Source organism: Rhodococcus sp. OK302, from assembly GCF_002245895.1.
Taxonomy (GTDB): domain Bacteria; phylum Actinomycetota; class Actinomycetes; order Mycobacteriales; family Mycobacteriaceae; genus Rhodococcus_F.
Map to the genome: position 1 here is coordinate 5,931,651 of NZ_NPJZ01000001.1, position 19,385 is coordinate 5,951,035.

The 19,385-nt window shown below is 60.8% G+C and carries 3 protein-coding genes; 1 reads left to right on the forward strand and 2 read right to left on the reverse strand.

Translation table 11 applies throughout. The features are described from left to right. Positions 1-65: 65 nt before the first annotated feature. Positions 66-16,064, reverse strand: a complete 15,999-nt coding sequence (locus BDB13_RS27050) for a non-ribosomal peptide synthetase (protein WP_094274490.1) — start codon at positions 16,062-16,064, stop codon at positions 66-68. A gap of 193 nt (positions 16,065-16,257) precedes the next feature. On the opposite strand from BDB13_RS27050, the gene BDB13_RS27055 reads away from it, so the two are divergent. After that, positions 16,258-18,117 carry a DUF4012 domain-containing protein gene (locus BDB13_RS27055; RefSeq protein WP_094274491.1) on the forward strand — a complete coding sequence of 620 codons (1,860 nt, stop codon included), beginning with the start codon at positions 16,258-16,260 and terminating at the stop codon, positions 18,115-18,117. Positions 18,118-18,174: 57 nt separating this feature from the next. On the opposite strand, the gene BDB13_RS27060 is transcribed toward BDB13_RS27055, so the two are convergent. Further along, entirely contained in the window at positions 18,175-19,350 is a 1,176-nt protein-coding gene (locus tag BDB13_RS27060; RefSeq protein WP_141210699.1) for a polysaccharide pyruvyl transferase family protein, read from the reverse strand. Between the last annotated feature and the right edge of the window lie 35 nt (positions 19,351-19,385).

A 19,385-nucleotide genomic window follows, 5' to 3' on the forward strand; every position in this document is an offset into this window, starting at 1 on the left:
ATCTCAACGCATCCGAGTAGTTATCACCAGTCATCCGCAGCGAGTCGTTTTCACTTCTTGACGCTTTAGTTCCCCACGACGAAATCGATACCCTCCCGCTCCAGTAGTACATGTGCGACAGCCGACAGTGGGCCGGCTGTGGTCATATCGGAATGCACGCAGTCCACGAAGTGCGGGCGAACTGCCCTCACGTACTCGGACCAGCGATCGATCAGTTTCGGATGGCGACATAAATCCCTTTGTGCGACAAAAATATCCGCCCGTCCGCAGTAGGGCACGCTCTCGTGATCTTTGACGATACGAGCGAGCTTCTCTACCCTCGACGCGGCAGACTCGAGCACGGCAGGAGTGACGAAGTCGAGTCTCGTTCGATTCCGGATCTCGTCGGCAACTTCTACGAAAGTCAGTGCTTTCGAACCGCTGTCAGGGCATCCCAGTCCGATCTGCGAATACAGTTCGGACGGTGTCGGCGCCTTCTGCGATGCCGGGAGCATCTCGGGAAGCAGAGTGTCGAGTAAGACCAACGAGTCGACACCAGCGCCTGAGCACTCCAACTGCACCGCCATCTCGAGTGCGATCGTCCCGCCTGCAGACCAGCCCAGCAAGTGGTAGTTCCCCGTCGGCTGCGCCGCGCGAACTGCGTCGACATATCTCTGCGCCAATGCCGTTACCGTGCCGGGCAATTCACCCACACCAGTAGCTTGCACCCCATACACACGCCGTCCGCCGAGTTGCGATGCGAGACCGGCGTAGCACCACGAAATCCCGCTGACAGGATGAATACAGAACAAGGGTTCACGGCGATCATCCGGATCTCCACCAAGCAGGATGATCGTATCGAGTGGATCGGTTCTGCTTCCGGATTCGATACGAGCAGCCAACGCAGCTACCGTCGGATCGCTGAACAACCACTGAACTGCAATCTCGCGCCCGGTCAGTTCACGAAGTTGTCCGGCGACCTCGACGGCGCCCAGCGAAGTCCCGCCGAGCGCGAAGAAGCTATCAGCACGGAACACGCTCTCTGTGCCCGTCGTCGCCGCGAATGCCTCGGCGACTTCCCGCTCGAGGTCCGACGCTGGTAGCTCGCCACCACCGCTGCATCCGCGCTGAGGCTCCGGAAGCTCCGACACATCGATCTTGCCGGAAGCCAGCAACGGCATGCCCGCCATGATCGTGACAGAAGCCGGTACCAGATGCCGTGGTAACCGGCCACGCACGAATGTCAAGAGACTTCCACTGCTGACATCGTCATTCCCCGGTATCAACGAGATGTACGAATGTAGGTCAGTCCTACCGAGGTCGTCAGTCGAACCGACAGTGACCGAAGACGATACTGCGCGGTGCATTCCGAGTACAGCATCCACTTCCGCGGGCTCGACCCGGATCCCCTGCACCTGCACTTGGCGGTCGATTCGTCCGAGGAAATCCAAGTCGCCGTTGCCCCGTGCCCTTCGTGCGACATCGCCGGTGCGGTAAATCCGGGTTCCGCAACCGAATGGATCGGCCACAAATCGCTCCGCGGTGAGACCCGCGCGGCCCACGTATCCACGAGCGAGGTTTTCACCGGCCAGATACAACTCACCGGTAACTCCCGCCGGCACGGGGTGCAGACGATTGTCGAGTACGCGCGCCGTCGTCCCGAGAACTTCGGTGCCGATTGACGCTGCTCCGATTGGGCGTTCGGAGCCCGTGATCAGCTTCGACACCGTTGCAGCAACAGTGGTTTCAGTCGGTCCGTAGCCGTTGAAGATCCGGTGATGCCTGGACCAAGCCGCGGCTAGTTCACCGGGTAGCGACTCACCCATCGACTCCACTGAGACGGGAGGTAGTGCAGTGGGGTCCATCGTCGCAAGCACCGTCGGGGTGAGCGTGATGTGAGTGACGCCGGTGCGCCGGATGAAGTCGGTGAGTTCACTGCCGGCAAAGACAAATTCGGGTCTGAGCACGAGAGTTCCAAATCCCGCTGCTGCAATGAGGATTTCGATAACGGATGCGTCGAAGGTCGGGGAAGCCGACTGTAGAACTCGCGCCGGCGCGGCTGACAGTTCGGCGTGGGACGAATACACATTCATCAGACCACGATGCGAAACGGCAACGCCTTTGGGAATTCCGGTGGATCCCGACGTATAGATGACATACGCCAAATTATCGACTCGAGGTGTTCTGACACCGGTCAACTCGGTGACCGCCGCAAGGTCTGCGTCGACGGCAATCCACTCCACCCGTGGCGGCAGATCCTCAATGGTGTCGCTCAGAGAGAGACCGAGTACTGCGCCGCTGTCCTCAAGTATCCAGTCGAGTCGCGCCGACGGTTGATCCGGATCAAGCGGAACCCAGGCGGCGCCCGCCCGCGCAACCGCCCATACTGCAACGATCCAGTAGTAGCTACGCGCTGTCGCAACTGCGACAACATCATCCGGACCGATTCCGCGCGTCACCAAATGATCAGCCAGCCGTGTAGAGGCTTCGAAAAGATCGCGATAAGTCCAGAGTTCGTCGCCGATTTCCACTGCGCAGGCTTCGGGAACTCTTGCCGCCGCTGCCTCGAGAATCTGCCCGAAAGTCTTGGGCTCGGTCAGGTTTGGATTGCACCGAACCAAATCTCTACGCTCGTCGGACTCCAGAAGATCGATATCGCCCACCAGACTGTAGGGTTCGACAACAACAGCGTCGAGCAAACGAAATAGTCTACGTACCAACGCTTCCGCAGTCGCTGCTTCGAAGATGTCCGTGGCGAAGATCAGGCGCAGCGCCATCGACTCACCGGTGTCGGAGAAATCCCAAGTCAGGTCATACTCAGCCGCAACGCTTTTCAGTCCCGTGCCGGCGCCCTCGAACTCAGCTGCCGCGAAGCCTGGAATCGTCGTCGCCGAACCACGCCGGTACGCCAGCATCGTGGTGAACAGCGGATGCACGTTGTCTCGTCGTGGTGGCGAAACTCGCGCTACCACTTGATCGAAGGACACGTCTGCATTAGCCAGGGCACCGAGATCGACCCGACGAACCTCGTCGAGTACTGCGGTGAACGAGTCTCCTGGTTTGACGGCCGTGCGCAGTGCAACGGTGCCCACCATCATCCCGACGGTTTCGCGCAGGGCCGGATCGTTGCGCACACTGACGGCAGCACCGATCACGACATCCTCGGTGGCACATCCCCGGGCTGCCAACACCGCAATTGCGCTGTGCACCAGCATGAATAGCGTCACGCCTCGGGACCGCGCCAGATCCGCCAATCGCGCGTACAGTTCTTTACTCACCGAAGCCGAAATCACGCTGCCTCGGCCGGACGCGACTCCCCGTCGAGCCTTGTCGGTGGGCAGAGCCAGAACCTCGCCCACTCCGCCCAAAGCCCCTTCCCAGTAATTCAACTGGCGATGCGCCAGGCTCGACGGATCATCGACGATGCCGAGAATCGACTGGATCCAGCAACTGTAATCGGCGTAATCGACTGGAGCGGGTCTCCACTGTGGTTGGCGCCCTTTGCTCCGCGCCGCATAGGCAGTAGCCAGATCTTCGACGAGAGTGTCCACCGAGCTTCCGTCCAGCGCGATGTGGTGAGCAACCGCCACCAGTGTCCTCGCGCCGGAGCCGTCGCCCACAAGTTGGACTCTGACCGGTACCTCAGTCTCCAACCGAAATGGCGTGGCTGCATAATCTGCGATCGCCTGATCTACGTCTACTACCTCAACGGTGTCAAGATCAACTGATACAGAGCGGATCTCGCGCTGAAAAGGACCGTACTCGTCGGACGGAAACATCGTACGAAGTGCAGCGTGTCGGACAAACACGTCTTCGATTGCCGCGGTCAAGAACGTCAGGTCTACGTCATCGCCCAGTCGCGTCGCAAATACGAGGTTGTGTGCAGCCGATTCCCGATTGAGTTGGTGCGACAGCCACATCCGTTGTTGAGCGGGCGCCAACGGCACCCTCGACCCGGCTTTGCGCGGTACCAGTTCCGGGCGAGCCAGTGCGCCGTTACCGGCTTCCAACCAACCGGACAACTCGCGAGGCGTCGGATGGTCGAAGACCGCACGTACCGGCACGTCAGTTCCGAAGATCGACGACAGTCTTGCGGCTACCGAGGTTGCTGCCAACGAATCTCCGCCGGAATGGAAGAAGTTGTGCCGTGCACCGAAACTGCCCGTTGCATGCTCGGCCATCACAGCTGCGACCAACTCTTCCGAGGCGTTGAGCGCGGTATCACCATCGGCCGTTTCGCGGAAGTATTCGTACACGGCATCGGTATCCACCTTGCCGTTTCCCGTCACCGGAAGTGCGTCGACGATCGCGATCCGACTGGGTACCAGGTATCGCGGCAAGGATTTCGCCAACTCGGAGCGAAGCTTCTCGTCGCCCTCGTCGCTGGCCACAACACAGGCAGCCAAGCTGTCCCCGAGCGTCACCACTACCGCAGCTCGAACGCCGTCACACCGACGCAGGACCGACTCGATCTCGGCCAATTCGACGCGTATGCCCCGGACCTTCACCTGGCGATCGGTACGTCCGACAAATCCCAGCGCGCCGTCTGCGCGGCGGTGCACAAGATCTCCAGTTCGGTAGCGTCTGGTACCGCCGGGTGCCGCAACAAAGGCACCGGCTGTCGCCGCGGGATCGCCGACATACCCGATCGCCAACCCTGGACCGCTGATGTACAACTCGCCCGTCCCGGCGCACGGGACGTTTCGCATCCACGTATCCAGCACGTCGACGCCGACACCGACAATGGGTTCCCCGATCGTCACTACTTCCCGCACGTCGCCGAGAGTGGCGACGACGCTGGCCTCGGTGGGTCCGTAGGCATTGAGCAAGGTGGCGCGATCGCTCCACTTGCGGGCCGTCTCGGGCGCCAGAACGTCACCGCCCACTCCGACTACCTCGACCATCGGTAGTCGGTCCGGGTCCATCGTCTCGAGTACCGCCGGCGTCGACAAGAGGTGCGTCACACGTTGTTCCGCGATGAAGTGCTCCAGATCAACGCCTCCGTACACGTCGGAGGGAGCGACCGCCAACGTGGCTCCCGATCCGAATGCAAGCAACATCTCGAGGAGCGCCGCATCAAAGCTCGGATTATAGCTTTGCAGTACAACAGAATTCGAGGATACTCGGTATCTCCGCACAGCTTCGTCGGTCAACGGGCCGAGCCCACGATGTGTGACGGCCACCCCCTTGGGTGTACCGGTGGATCCGGACGTGTGAATGACGTAGGCGACCGCGTCGGCAATCCGGGATCCGGCTATCGGACTGTGCGCGTGTAGTACAGACCGCATCTCCCGTAGACGACTTTCGGGAAATGCCGGGTCGATGGGCGCAAAAGCTGCACCTGCCTTGGTAATTGCCCACAATTCGATTACGTAGTCGATCCCCCGTACGGCCGGCAGTTCGAGGACCGCACCGGGTCCGGCTCCGGCTGCGACCAGTTCACGCGAGTGAGCATCCGAGTGTGCGTCCAGTTCTGCATACGTCAGCGAACGCTTGCCATCAACGAGCGCGACCCTGTCAGGGTGGAGAATTGCCGTGCTAGTGAATATCTCGGCTAGCGTGCGCGAAGTATCAACGGGCGCAGCTACCCAAGCCGGCGACCGTTCGATTGCGATGTCCCCCACTGCTCCAGCGGGATTCCGGAAACCCACCCCAAGGATGCTGTCCAGCAGTGTTGCCACCGAGCGAGCGGTATCTTCGTCGAAAGTTCCGACCGCGTACGTGACGGTGCCGTCGAGAGCGCCGTCGGTAGCCGGCGCGAACGCCACCTGCAGCGGGAACTTTGCTTCACGAGTATCGATTTCGGCCGTCGTTACCACCAATCCATCGAAATCGAGCGAAGGTACTGCGAAGTTCTGGAAGGCCAGTGCGACCTGAGGCGTCGATCCACCGAGCAGTTCTACGAGCAGTTCGGACGCGACATCGCTGTATTGGAACGCCGCGACATCGGCATCACGCACACGACGGATCAGTTCGCCGACCGTTTCACCGGACCGAACCTGTACCCGCAGCAGAACGGTATTGACGAACATCCCGACCGCACCATCGGAAACCGGGTGCCGTCGGCCGTCGACGGCTGTGGCAATCACAACGTCCTCGCTGCCGCTCAGCCTCGACAGCGCCACCGACAGCGCGGCATGCAGAACCATGAACAGCGTCACCTGCAGTTCAGCAGCCAATTCATTCAGCGCGGACACGATCCGGGGTTCGATCGAGAATTTCACTCGACCGGCCGTCGACGGAACCTGAACTGGTCCGTGATCAGAGACAAGTGGCGTCACGGACGTTACGTCCGACAGTGCAGTTCGCCAATAGTCTGTGGCCACACTGTCAGTCGGTGCGCCTGAATTCTGTTCCAGTACTGCATAGTCCGCATACTGAACGGGCGTCGACAGCCATCGGGGAGCCTGTCCGGCGCAGCGAGCACGGTAGGCCGTGAGCAGATCAGTGACAACGGGAGTCAATGATTGCCCGTCAGCAGAAATGTGGTGCACGCTCACAGCAAGCACGTGATGTGTGGCAGACAATTCGAAGAGTCTCCACCGAATCGGCAGTTCGAGTGCAAGGTCGAAACCTTCGCAGGCGAATGCCAACAGAGACGCTGCCAGCGAAGCCTCGCTGATGCGGCACTTCTCGAGGACGTGGCCGGGCGCCGGAAGTACCTCCTGCACCGGAGGATTACCGGGGTACCGGGTACGAAGCACTTCGTACCGGTCCATCAGATCCAGCGCCGCGGACGCAAGGGCAGACACCTCGAGTTTCCCTCGAATTTCGATCGCCACGGGGATGTTGTACGCGCTGCTCGACATATCGCGCCGGTTGAGGGCCCACAGACGGTGCTGATTGCGAGAGAGGGGGACGATGTCGGGACGCGGGCCGAGCACCGCCGCGGTAGCGGACCGAACAGCACCGGGTCCATCAGTCTCGTCAAGCACCGCTGCCAGCTCTTCTACCCGGGGATACAAGAACAGCAGCCTCAGGGGAACGTCGCGCTCCAACTCCGCAGACGCCCTCGACGTGACCATCGTGGCCGACAACGAGTTTCCACCGAGTTCGAAAAAGCTTGTACCCCGATAAATTTCATCAGTACCGAGCACGCTGGCGTATGCCCCCGCCAGTACCCGCTCGGTTGCGGTACGCGGCAATTCGTCCGCCGCCGAGACGGGTAGAGGCAGGGCATCGACGTCGAGCTTTCCGTTTCGCATCGGCAGCTCGTGTTCCACTGCGATCACCGCCGACGGAACCATGTACGACGGGAGAACCTCGACCAGACTACGACGAACACAGTCAGTGTCGAGCACCGTCCCCAGCCGCGGGCGAACGTAGCTGACCAGCGCACCGGATCCGGATCTACCGCTGCGAAAGACAGTCGCACAGAATTCGGCGTCCGCTAAACGCCTTATCGCGGAATTGATCTCACCCGGCTCGATCCGAACCCCGTTGACCTTGAGCTGCGCGTCACTACGACCGCGATAGTGAAGGGTGTAGGCGCCGGCGCACACCTTCCACTCCGCCAAGTCACCGGTCCGATACATTCTGCGTCCACCGGCGCTCGCGACAAATCTCTCCGCTGTGAGCGCTGGACGCCCGGCATACCCCCGTGCAAGCGACTTACCGCACAGGTACAACTCCCCGATCACTCCAGTCGCTACCGGCTCGAGAAATTCGTCGAGAACCAACGCGTCGACGCCCACAATCGGTTGTCCGATCGGCACTTCGGACAGGTTACCGTCAAGTCGCCCGGTCGAAATGGCATACATCGTCGCCTCGGCTGGTCCGTAGGCATTGACAACATGCCTTCCACCACCCGTCCAACGATCAACCAGATCGCCGCCGAGCGCTTCACCGCCGAACAACAGCGCCCGAAGGCTCGGTACGTCGTCCGCCGGTACCGTAGCCATGACCGTCGGAGTTGCACAGATATGGGTAATGCCTTCTCGCCGAATAAGTTCCGCTAGTGAACTGCCCACAGACTCCGATACGGGGGCGATAACGAGCGTCGCCCCCGCCGCCCCCGCCGACAACACTTCGAGCAGCGTCATGTCGAATCCCGCAGCACCTCGATGCAGTACTCGCGAGCCCACACGCGCCCCGAACCGTGAGAACAGATCCGAATCGAGGGAACCAAGACCGGCATGGGTGACCACAACAGCTTTCGGTGTTCCCGACGTCCCGGAGGTGAAGACCACGTAGGCAGCCGAAGCAAGCTCGAGCGTGCTCGACCCCCGTCCGGTTCCTCTGAGGTCTTCCAGGACAGTTGCAGTGCGAGCGGCAGGCTGGTCGGGATCGACCAGTACCGGTGCTGCACCGGTTTTCGCGATGGCCCACAAATCGACAATGGATTCGACAGTGCGGTCGGATGCCCAGGCAATCAGTTGTTCCGGCCCGGCCCCGCGAGCTCTGAGCGCCGATGCGACCGTATCGGAGCGAACATCGAGTTCGCGGTACGTCAACTGCTCCGAGCCGAACCGGACGGCAACACCCTCGGGGGCAATACTGCAGCCCCTGGTCAGCATCTGGGCGAGCGAGATACCTTCCGCCGATACGGCACCACGCGCCGGGGCTGTTGCAGCACGCTCGGACGCCTCCAGAAGGTCGATCCGACCGACACGGATGTGCGAATCGATCGAGACCTGATCCAAGAGAGAGAGATAGCGTTCGGCAAATCGTGCGATCGTCGAGGCGTCGTACAGATCTGTGTTGTAGACAAAGTCGAGTGCCGTCCGTTCACCGTCGGTCACCGTGAGCTGGAGGTCGAAGTTCGAACGCACGAAGCCGGCGTCCAGATGCGTCAGGGACAGACCTGGCCAGGACAATTCACTGCGCTGCGACTCCTGAAAGGACAGCGCCACTTGGAACAACGGATGATACGACGTCGACCGAGTCGGCTTGATCAGGTCCACAACAGCTTCGAAGGGGAACTCGGCGTGAGCGTAGGCGGCCAGGTCCTGTTCCCGGATGTCGCGAAGGAAGTGGGAGAACGACTGCGCGGGTTCCACCGTTGTTCGCAGGACGACAGTACTCGCGAACATGCCGACCACGTTGTCCAGCTGCGGATCCGAACGTCCGGCAACCACGGTTCCGATCGGAATGTCCCGGCCCCCGGTATACCGCGCGAGCAGTGCGGCCAACCCGGCGTGGAGAACCATGAACATGGTGGACGAGTGTGCAACTGCGAGGTCACCGAGTCGGGTGCGCAACGCCGGCGGAACCTCGAGACGAATCGACGCCCCGTGGCCGGATGCCTGCATCGCTCGGCCACGATCCGTCGGAAGCGTTACCTGCTCTGACAGACCAGCCAACGCTGATGCCCAGTACTCCGCGTCGACCTCGGTCGATCCGGAATTCTGCTGCCAGTGGGCGTAATCCGTGTAGTGAACGGGTATTGGTGCCCACATCGGTAGGCGCCCGATCATGTGCGCCGCGTACGCACTCGAGGTGTCTCGAATGAGGGTGTCCAGCGACCAGGCGTCAGCGGCAATGTGGTGAACGACCAGCACCAGAATGTGAGTCTGCGCATCGATCCGCAACAACTCGGCTCGCAGTGGCGCGTCGGTCCGCACGTCGAATTCGGCTTCGGCCCACTCTGCTACGCGACTCTCGTACGCAGCGTCGCCGAATTCCACGGCTTCCAACCGCGGAGCAGCCTCGGTGGTCGCCAAGACCTGTTGCCGGACAATGCCGTCGACAATCGGATATACGGTTCGAAGCGTGCGATGACGCTCGACAACATCGGTGAATGCAGCCTCGAGCGCATCCATGTTCAGATCTCCGTCAATGCGCAGGACGACGGGAATGTTGTAATTCGCTGCAGCGGAGTTCAATTGATTGAGCGTCCACATACGTTGCTGAGCGGGTGAAAGCACGGAATCCGTGCCGGCATCGGACGCAACCAACCGTGGTCGTGATCGCCCCGAACCTGCCCTCGAACCAATCCACTCCGACAACTCCTCCACCGTCGGATGATCGAAAATGTCGCGAACATCCACGTCGAGGTCCAGTACGGCGCTCAGCCGCGTAGACAGCCGACCTGCCGCCAAGGAGCTTCCGCCCGCATCGAAGAAGCTACGGGTGAAATCGATCTTTTCCGCATTCAACAGTTCACGAAACACTCCGGCTACGGCAAGTTCCACGGGATTCCGGGCATCACGCCCCCCGGATACAAGTGGTTGCGGATCCGGTAGCGCGGCTCGATCCAGCTTCCCGTTCACAGTGACCGGAAAATTCTCCAGGCTCACGACAAACCCCGGAACCAGATGCCCCGGCAATCGATTTCGAAGGTCACGAATCAACTGTTCGCTGTCGAGGTTCTTGTCCGGTGCGACATAGCCCACCAGCGCGGGACCGCTTGCCAACTCCCGCAGAACTACCACTGCCTGGTCGATGTCGGGGTGTGTGAGCAGTGCACTTTCGACCTCGGCCAGTTCGATGCGGTACCCCCGCAGTTGAACTTGTGCATCCGCTCTGCCGACGTAGAGCAAGTTTCCCTGTCGCATTCGGGCCAGGTCACCACTGCGATACATGACCGAACCGTCGAATCCCGGCTCGGGAACGAATCGAACGGCACTCAGGGCCGGCCGCTGGAAATAGCCCGACGCAATCTGTGGTCCGGCTAGGTACAACTCACCGATAGTTCCCGGCGGCACCGGATTCAACGACGAGTCCAGTAGATACGTCCGCATTCCGGGAATCCCGGAGCCGATGGGTGAGCCGCGACCGCCTGGCACCGGACTGTTCGAGTGCTCGATCTCGAAGGCTGTAGCGTGAACCGTGGTCTCGGTGATACCGAACATGTTGACGGCGCGAATATTCCGATGCTGGTCGAGCCACGGCGTCACCTGCGAAATGTCGACGCGTTCGCCTCCCAAGATCAGGAGTCGCACGGAAAGTTCGGCGTCCGTGGTGACTTCAGCCAACGCCCGGAACGCAGCCGGGGTCTGATTGAGAACCGAGACCTGCTCGCGCACCAAGAGTTCGGCAAAAGCTTTGGCAGACTTGGCCACCATGGAATCTACGATGACCAGACTCCCGCCGGTCGTCAGAGGCCCCCACAGTTCCCACACCGAGAAGTCGAATGCGTACGAGTGGAACATCGTCCACACATCGGCCGGCCCCAGATCAAAGTCTTGACTCGTCGCTGCCAAGAGCGCCAGCACATTTCCGTGAGAAACGACCACACCCTTGGGCGTTCCACTCGAACCGGAGGTATAGATCAGATACGCCTGCTGTTCACAAAAACCGACCCGTGTACGAGCCGGCGCCGGATCTCCCACAGATTTCACGTCGACAACAGTCCGGACCATGTTGCGGAATCCGCGCATCTGGTCTGCCTCGCACACGATGGCGGCCGGTACCGAGTCCTGGAGAAGGTACGCAATGCGCGCCTCGGGATAGTCGAGGTCGATCGGGACATACACGGCGCCGCATCGCACGACAGCGATCAATGCCACGACGAGGTCTAGCGAACGGGGAATCGCCACAGCAACCCTGCAGCCGGGCCGGACTCCACCTTCCATCAACGCGCCCGCCAATTCGGCTGAACGCCACTCCAATTCGGCGTAGGTCAGCGCGTCGGCACCGAAGGTCACCGCCGTCTTCTCGCCACGTCGCGCAACCTGATTCATGAACAATTGATCCAAAGACAGTGCGCTGCAGTCAGGTAAGGAATTACCGGGCAGCAATTCCTGCCGTTCGGAATTACTCAGCACGTCGACGCCGCGCACCGAAATCGCGGGGTCATTCGCCACCGTTTCACAGACCCGCCGCCATCGATCCATCAGTACGGAAACAGTTGCGCCGTCAAAAATGTCGGATGCAAAGGTGACCGTCCCCGTAATCCCGCTGGGCGTGCCTTCGGCCGAACGCTGTTCGGCAACCGAGATCTCGAGGTCGAATCGAGCTTGAATCGGCGGTATCGACTTGCCCTGCAGAGTGATCGACCCCATCACCAGCGCCGGGACGGGACCGACAGCATCGAGCGCCAGCAGAACGCGAAAGAGCGGCTGCCGAACGTCGCTACCCGCAGAACTCAGTCGATCCACGACCCAGTCGAACGGAACGTCGGCATTCGCGAACGCCGCGAGGTCGACGTCTCGAACACGGGTGAGAAATTCCGAGTACGACTCGTCCGGTTCAACCGAGGTACGCAGCGCCACCGTCCCGACGAACATCCCGACAGTGGACTCGAATGCCGAATGGGTACGCCCCGACGTCGGTGTACCGACCGTCACGTCATCCACCCCGGCGACTCGGTGAAGCATTATCGCCAAGGCTGCATGCAGCGCCATGAAGAGAGTGCAATCATTCTTCCGCGCAACTACTTCCAATGCAGCGTGCAACGGGGCCGGCAAGTCGAACTCGATCACACCAGCCCGGATACCCTTGTCCGACAAACGATCTCTGTCGGTGGGAAGTTCCAAGGCCGGGGGCAACCCACTCAGCGTCTCCGTCCAAAACTGCAACTGCCGAGAAGCGAGGGACAGTGAATCGGACGGGTCGCCGAGCACATTCCGCTGCCAGACGGAGAAGTCTCGATAGTCCAAGGCTGCATCGCTCCGCGACGACGACGTGTCGTCCTCGTAGAACTGAACAAGATCGGCAATGATCGTCTTGAATGACAACCCATCCATCGCGATGTGGTGAGCTACAACGGTAAGCCGATGATCGGCTTCTCCCAGCGAGGTAACCACAAGTCGCAGTGGCACTTCGCACGTCAAGTCAAACCCGGTACCCACCGCCAGTGCGGAGGCCTTCCCGTAATCGTCTGCCGAAACCTCCTTCAAATACGCTGTGTCCGAATAGTATTGGATTGGCGCACCGTGCTCAGCGAGCGGAAATATTGTACGGAGCACCCGGTGCCGCCGCGACAGCTCTGCGAACGCTCGATCCAACCGCGCAATGTCCAGCGCACCACCGAGGGCCACTTCGAAGGCAATGTTGTACGCCGACGACTGTGGGTCTCTCCGGTTGATCAGCCACATTCTCTGCTGTGGCAGTGCAGGTTCCACCGCAATTTCCCGAGCAACTCTAGTAGGTTCGAGTTCCGCAGCGGTCCCGAGCATCACTCTGACGCGTTTGCGCAGAAGCGCCGGAGTGGGCGCGTCGAACACATCCCGAACGCCGATGTCGACGCGCAACGTTTCCCGCAGCCTACCGACTACGTGCACCGCGGCCAACGAATTGCCACCTAGCGCAAAGAAGTCGGAATCTGACCCACATACTCCGACACCGAGCACATCACCCATGACCGTCGCAATGACTCGCTCGACCTGATCCGAGCCCGGGAGATCCGAGGGAAGCTGGACGACCGGTGCCGGTAGCGCACGGCGATCAATCTTTCCGTTGGCTGTCAACGGCCATTCGGGAAGTACGGTGATCGAGGCCGGAGTGAGCGCACGGGGCAGAATCTCGGCGACCCGCGACGCGATTTCCGACGAAACTAGTGAAACACCAACAGTTTCCAATGGTAAGACGACGTAGGCGGCAATGCCGCCATTGAACTCGAGTGCGATCGAAGAGCTGACACCGCTCACCGACTCGAGCGCTGCCTCGACCTCGCCCAACTCCACCCGAACGCCGCGGATCTTCACCTGATTGTCCACGCGACCGACAAACTCCAGTTGATACGAATCGGACCAACGAACAAGATCGCCGGTTCGATACATACGAGCGCCCACATTCCCGAACGGCGCCGCGACGAAGCGCTCCGAGGTCAACGCCTCTCTGCGTTGGTATCCTCGCGCCAATCCTGGCCCCATGACATACAGTTCACCGGTCGCCCCGACAGGCACCGGCTGCAATCCCGAGTCGAGGACCACGGCCGTCACACCGTCGACAGGCCGGCCAATCGTGATCGATGTGCCGTCGACCATCGGGTCACTCATGAATACGGCTACGCTCGCTTCGGTGGGTCCGTACGAGTTCACCACTCCGGCGCGCTGTGACCAACGCTCGACAAGTGCGGGCGTCGGGCGCTCGCCTCCGACATTGACCATACGCAGATCGGGAAGCGATGCCGGGTCCATCGACGCCGGAATCGCCGGGGTGGCAATAAGATGTGTCACTTTCTCGTCACGCAGGTAATCGGCCAGCGGCACACCACCGACCAGATCACGGGGCACGACGACGCAGGTTGCGCCCGTGCCGTGCGCAAGCAGAATCTCGAGAACCGCAACGTCGAAGGCAGGGGACGCGAGATGTGCGACTCTCGCCGACGCATCGACGGCGAGACGCCGCGAGTGCGATCGGAGAAGCGACGTCATACCGCGATGGGTGACTGCCACGCCTTTCGGAAATCCGGTCGACCCTGACGTGTACACGACGTACGCCACGTCGTCGATGTTCGGAGTACGTGCGTTCGGGTGCCCCTGGTTCGAGTCCAGAATCGCTCCCGCGGTATCGATGTCAACACATCGAACCCCCGCTACCACCGTTCTGAACTGTGAACCGATCATCGCGGCCGAAACGGAATCCTCGAGAATGAATCGGATGCGCTCGTCCGGGTAGTCGGGATCCACGAACAGGAATGCTGCGCCGCATTGCACGACGGCATGTAGTGCGATCACGGAGTCGAACGATCTCTCGGCCGAGATCGCCACGACATCACCCGGTCCGATACCGAGCTCGATCAGACTGCGGCACAGATAGTTCGAACGAACTTCCAGCTCTCCATAGGTGAGTGTCACCCCGGCGAAGCGCAGTGCGGCGGTGCGACTGCCCCCGCGCCCGGCCGCGAACACGTCTCCGAGAGTCTGGGGTGCGGACGCGGCCACTCCCGCACAGGGCACCAGATTCCGAGACTCCGCCGGTGACAGGACCGCGAGTGCGCGGATCGGTGTCTCCTCGGGCGCGTGAACGAACTCGTGCAGTACGCGCAAGAACTGACGGTGGTGAACAACCAGATCGTGCTCGCTGTACACGTTCGGGTTCGCTTCGAAACCCACCCGTAGATCCGAGCCGACGACCGACGGATAGATACTGAAGAAAAGATCCTCGACAGGCCCCGAGGTCAATACGTGAAACTCGCCGACAACCTCGCCGAGTCGAATGGTGTCGTGAAACATCATGACGTTGACCGAAGGTCCGGCGGTATCGCGACTTCCGGCCGCCATGTCCTCGTAGCGGAACCGTTGATGGCGCAGCGCTCCCACAATCTGCACTGCGAGTTGCTGCGTCAACTCCTTCGACGTCATCGTCGGATTGACGCTCGCAAACAGCGGAACAATGTTGGCCAGAGTACCGCCGGAGCGCCGCATTGCAGCCGTTGTCCGCCCCGAAACCGGCAGACTCAAGTTCACCTCGGTCGTGTCGGACATCCGCGCGAGGTAGACCGCATATGCGCCCGCAATGATCGGGACTTCGCTGGTATTCCACTGTTGCGCAACGGTAGTGATGCGTTCCACCAATGCGGGTTCCATACTGCGCGTCAACATCCGCTGCGGCATCGAAGTCGAAGCACGCCGATCTGTGAGCCGTACCGATTCTTCAAGCTCCGACGTAACCTGTGACCAGTACTTCCGATCGGACTCGAACCTCGTCGATGATCGATACGTGGCGTCGAGTTGATGAAGTTCGTGCGCGCTCAGACGAGTCGGATACGGAATCTCTGTACCCGAGCGCAGATGTGAATAGATTTCTGCAATGCGAGTCGTCAACGACATGGCACCGTGACCGTCGAACACAAGATGATGGGCGTGCGTGTACCAGAAGTAGTGGGCCTCGCCGAGATGAAGCAACGTCGAACTGATCATCCTGTCTGCCATGACGTCGAGCGGGCGCGAATGCGCTTCCACCATCCACCGATGTGCTTGCCCGACGGGGTCGTCGACGGTCCGCAAGTCCTGGTAATCGAGACCGTCGACAATGGCGTGATCGACAACTTGCCGGGGAACGTCATCCGTGGGTACGAGTCGGGTGTACGCCGCATCGAATTCGTGGCTACCGATATCGGTCGCCTCGACGAGTGCACTCACATCGACGTATCCGCGAAGTTCGACATACTGCGCAACCACGAACGGAATCTGAGGCTCGAGTTGCTGGGCAAGCCACAGAGCGACTTGCGCGCGAGACAACGGGATCGAATCCATACCCGTCACCTCTCTTCCGTCGCCTTCGATTTGTGTCTGCAGAATGGCGGCTCATCACCCGGGATCGCGAGAGCACACGCCACGCACGAACACTCTGAACCCTACTGTCTCAGTCTGCCTTTCACCACTCGCCTCCCACTCGAAAAGGCCTCACGGTAGCCTCTGCCCAACCCGAAAGTCAGGAGCGTTACGCATGACCGGTAATACGTCGGGACCAAAGTCCGACGATCAATCACACACCTCCGAATCAGTCCGATCTACCGATGAGGTGCGTCCCTCGACGAGGCGGCGCGTACGAGTCAAGGCCACGCGATCCCGGCATAAAATCGCGATCGGACTCGGCATATCAGCACTGGTCGTCACCGCTTTCGGGGCAATCCTCGGCTACACCGCTCTCGAGGCGAAGTCCGATCTCGAATCCGCAAAAGACCATGCCCTCGCCGCCAAGGACGCTTTGCTCGACGGTGACACCGAGACTGCGGAGCAGGCTGCAGCCGATGCCAATCGCTATTCTTCGGCTGCCTACGCGAAAACCCGTTCACCACAGTGGAGAATCGCCTCGGCCGTACCGTTTCTGGGCAGCCCCTTCCGTACCACCGAAGAGATGGCCGACGTGGCGTCGGGCTTGACACACGATGTACTCGGCCCTGCCGTGAAGGCTGGAACCTCGCTTGCTCCAAGCACATTGATTCAGCCCAACGGGAAGATAGCACTTACACCGCTACGTTCCGCCGCTCCTCTACTGGCCGAGACAGCTACCGCTGCGCAGGCCCTTGCTGCGCAGGCCCAGGAAATTTCTACCTCCGAGTACATCGCGGCAGTTAACGATGCTCGCACGCAACTACAGGCCCAGACGAGCGAACTGGCAAACTTACTCGACAACACCGCTGTCGCAGCGCACATCGCCCCCGCCCTGCTCGGCGCCGACGGTCCTCGTAGCTACTTCATGGGGTTTCAGACCAACGCCGAGGCCCGCGGCACCGGTGGCCTTCTCGGCGGCTACGGGATCATTCGAGTCGAGGACGGCGCGGCTCGCGTCAACACACTGAACTCCAACTCCGCACTCTCGCTGGACAATCGACCAATAGACCTTGGTCCTGACTTCAACGCACTCTATGGACAGAGTCGACCGACCACAGATCTACGCAACAGTAACCTCAGCGCCCACTTTCCCCATGCCGCGCAGATCTGGCAATCGCTGTGGGCCCAGGAATCGGGAGGCGAGGTTGTGAACGGCGCCATCGCCACCGATCCGATCGCGCTGAGCTACATCCTGAAAGCATTGGGTCCCATCACGATGCCTGACGGTGAAGTGGTCTCGGCGGACAACGTCGTCGAACTTACGGAGTCCACCGCGTACGTCCGGTTTGCCGAGGACAACGCTGCCCGCAAGCAGTATCTGCAGGAGATCGCCGCACGCGTCGTGTCAAAGATGACGGGGCAGATCCGTTCGCCGGCCTCGTTGCTCGACGCGTTGGGCCGCGCCGCGAGCGAGGGTCGCATCGCGGTATGGAGCGCACAGGCCGACGAGCAGAGTGTTCTCGCCGGAACGCCGTTGGGACACACCGTTCCGGACGATGCGGCCCCCTACGCGGGTGTTGTCGTCAACAACCAGGCCGGAAACAAGCTCGACTATTATCTCAGCCGAGAAATCGACTACACGGCAGGCAGTTGCACGGACGGAACTCGCGCCTCGACCGTCACGATCCGGCTCACGAACAACGCTCCGGAAGGCGATCTACCGAACTACGTGGACGGTATGGTCGACAACCGAATCAATGCGAGGGAGGGCACGAACGTCGCAGCGCTCACTCTTCTCGCCACCCGCGGCGCCAAACTTGACAAGGTATCCGTCGACGGACGAATGACGTTTGCCGCCAGTGGAAAAGAGCAGGGACACCCGGCATATATGATCCGAGCAGCCATACCTCGAGGTGCGACGAGTGTGGTGGAATTCAAACTCACCGAACCCAGTTCGGATGGTACGGCCCGCGTTCCGGTTCAACCGTTGGTAGACGATCCGAAGATCACGGTGAACGTACCCACCTGCTGACAGGTAGACGAATGGGCACCCAACCCCCCGGGTTGGGTGCCCATTCGTCTGTATTCGTCAGGCGGTAACGAGACCTACTCGTGCTAGATCCTGAAGTTCCGTCAGCAATGCAGCGTCCCGGCCAAAATTTCGGTTGACGACAAGCGCGTCGTCGAACACGTCGGTGATGCGTTGCCCGAAGTCGGAAACCGGTTCTATGCAAAGGTTTTCGCACCCAAGTAGCCGATAGAGCCCTTCAACCTTCCCCTGCGTGGTCAAGGTAATCGGAATGACTCCACCTAAGACCGACAGCACAGCCAGGTGCATCCTGCCTGTCACGACCGCGTCGACCCTCGAGACCAGTGAGTGAATCGCGTCTGGTGAAAGCAAGCGCGCGACAACAAAAATCTCGTCATCGTCCCGGCCACGCGATACCACGCGAATCAGTTCGAGGTCGTCGTTGCCCGGCCGCATCACATGCGGCACAAAGACTATCGACCACGAATGCTCGATCAACCAGTCGAGAAGATGCGAGTACTGCGCCAGTTTCCCATCATCTTCTCCGATGAGTCCGCTGCAATTGACGACAACAACCTTCTTGCCCTGACTTCTTCGCGCATCGATCCACGCCGAGGCGTCACTGTCTTCACCGGACGTGCAGTCCCGCGCGAAAACGATGTCTGCACAAAGCTGCACGCCTTCGACGCCGTCCTTCGTCAGACGATCGTAGGACACGGGATCTCGAACCCAGAGTTCCACGTCGGCGCTTGCGCGTTGCGCAGACCACACCGCAGACGGCTTCGGGTGTGCGTTCCAACTGAATCCGAGGACGCGGGTGCGGGCGCCGACCTTCGCTGCCCCCCGAACTGCCGAGAACCGCACAATGGACGACAAACTGCTGTATCCACCATCCATGATGTCTGCACCGATCAGCCAGACATTTTTTGCCGCGCGAGCCGCCAGCAAAAATCGGAAGTAGTCGATCCACCGAAGAACTGGGTTTCCGGACAAGAGATTTCGTGATTCGACAAATTCCACACGCCCGCGGTAGCGCGCCGGCAGCGCAAAGTCCTCCCGGTCCATCACCATCACGACAGCACTTCCCGGAGTGTTGTCCAGAGCGGATTCCAGGAGCGCCTGGTCACCGATGTTTCCTCGACCGGGAGGTGCAATTATGAGGCATTCGACGGTTCGTTGCGGAACGGAAACCCTCATTGACAGGGACACAATGCGGACCAGAATCCCGTCCAGCACAAATATTGTCCTCGCAGCAATCTTGCTACCGAGAA

Coding starts and splice junctions, on each gene's coding strand:
- BDB13_RS27055 (WP_094274491.1), top strand. CDS start 16,258: ATGACCGGTAATACGTCGGGACCAAAGTCCGACGATCAATCACACACC.
- BDB13_RS27050 (WP_094274490.1), bottom strand. CDS start 16,064: ATGGATTCGATCCCGTTGTCTCGCGCGCAAGTCGCTCTGTGGCTTGCC.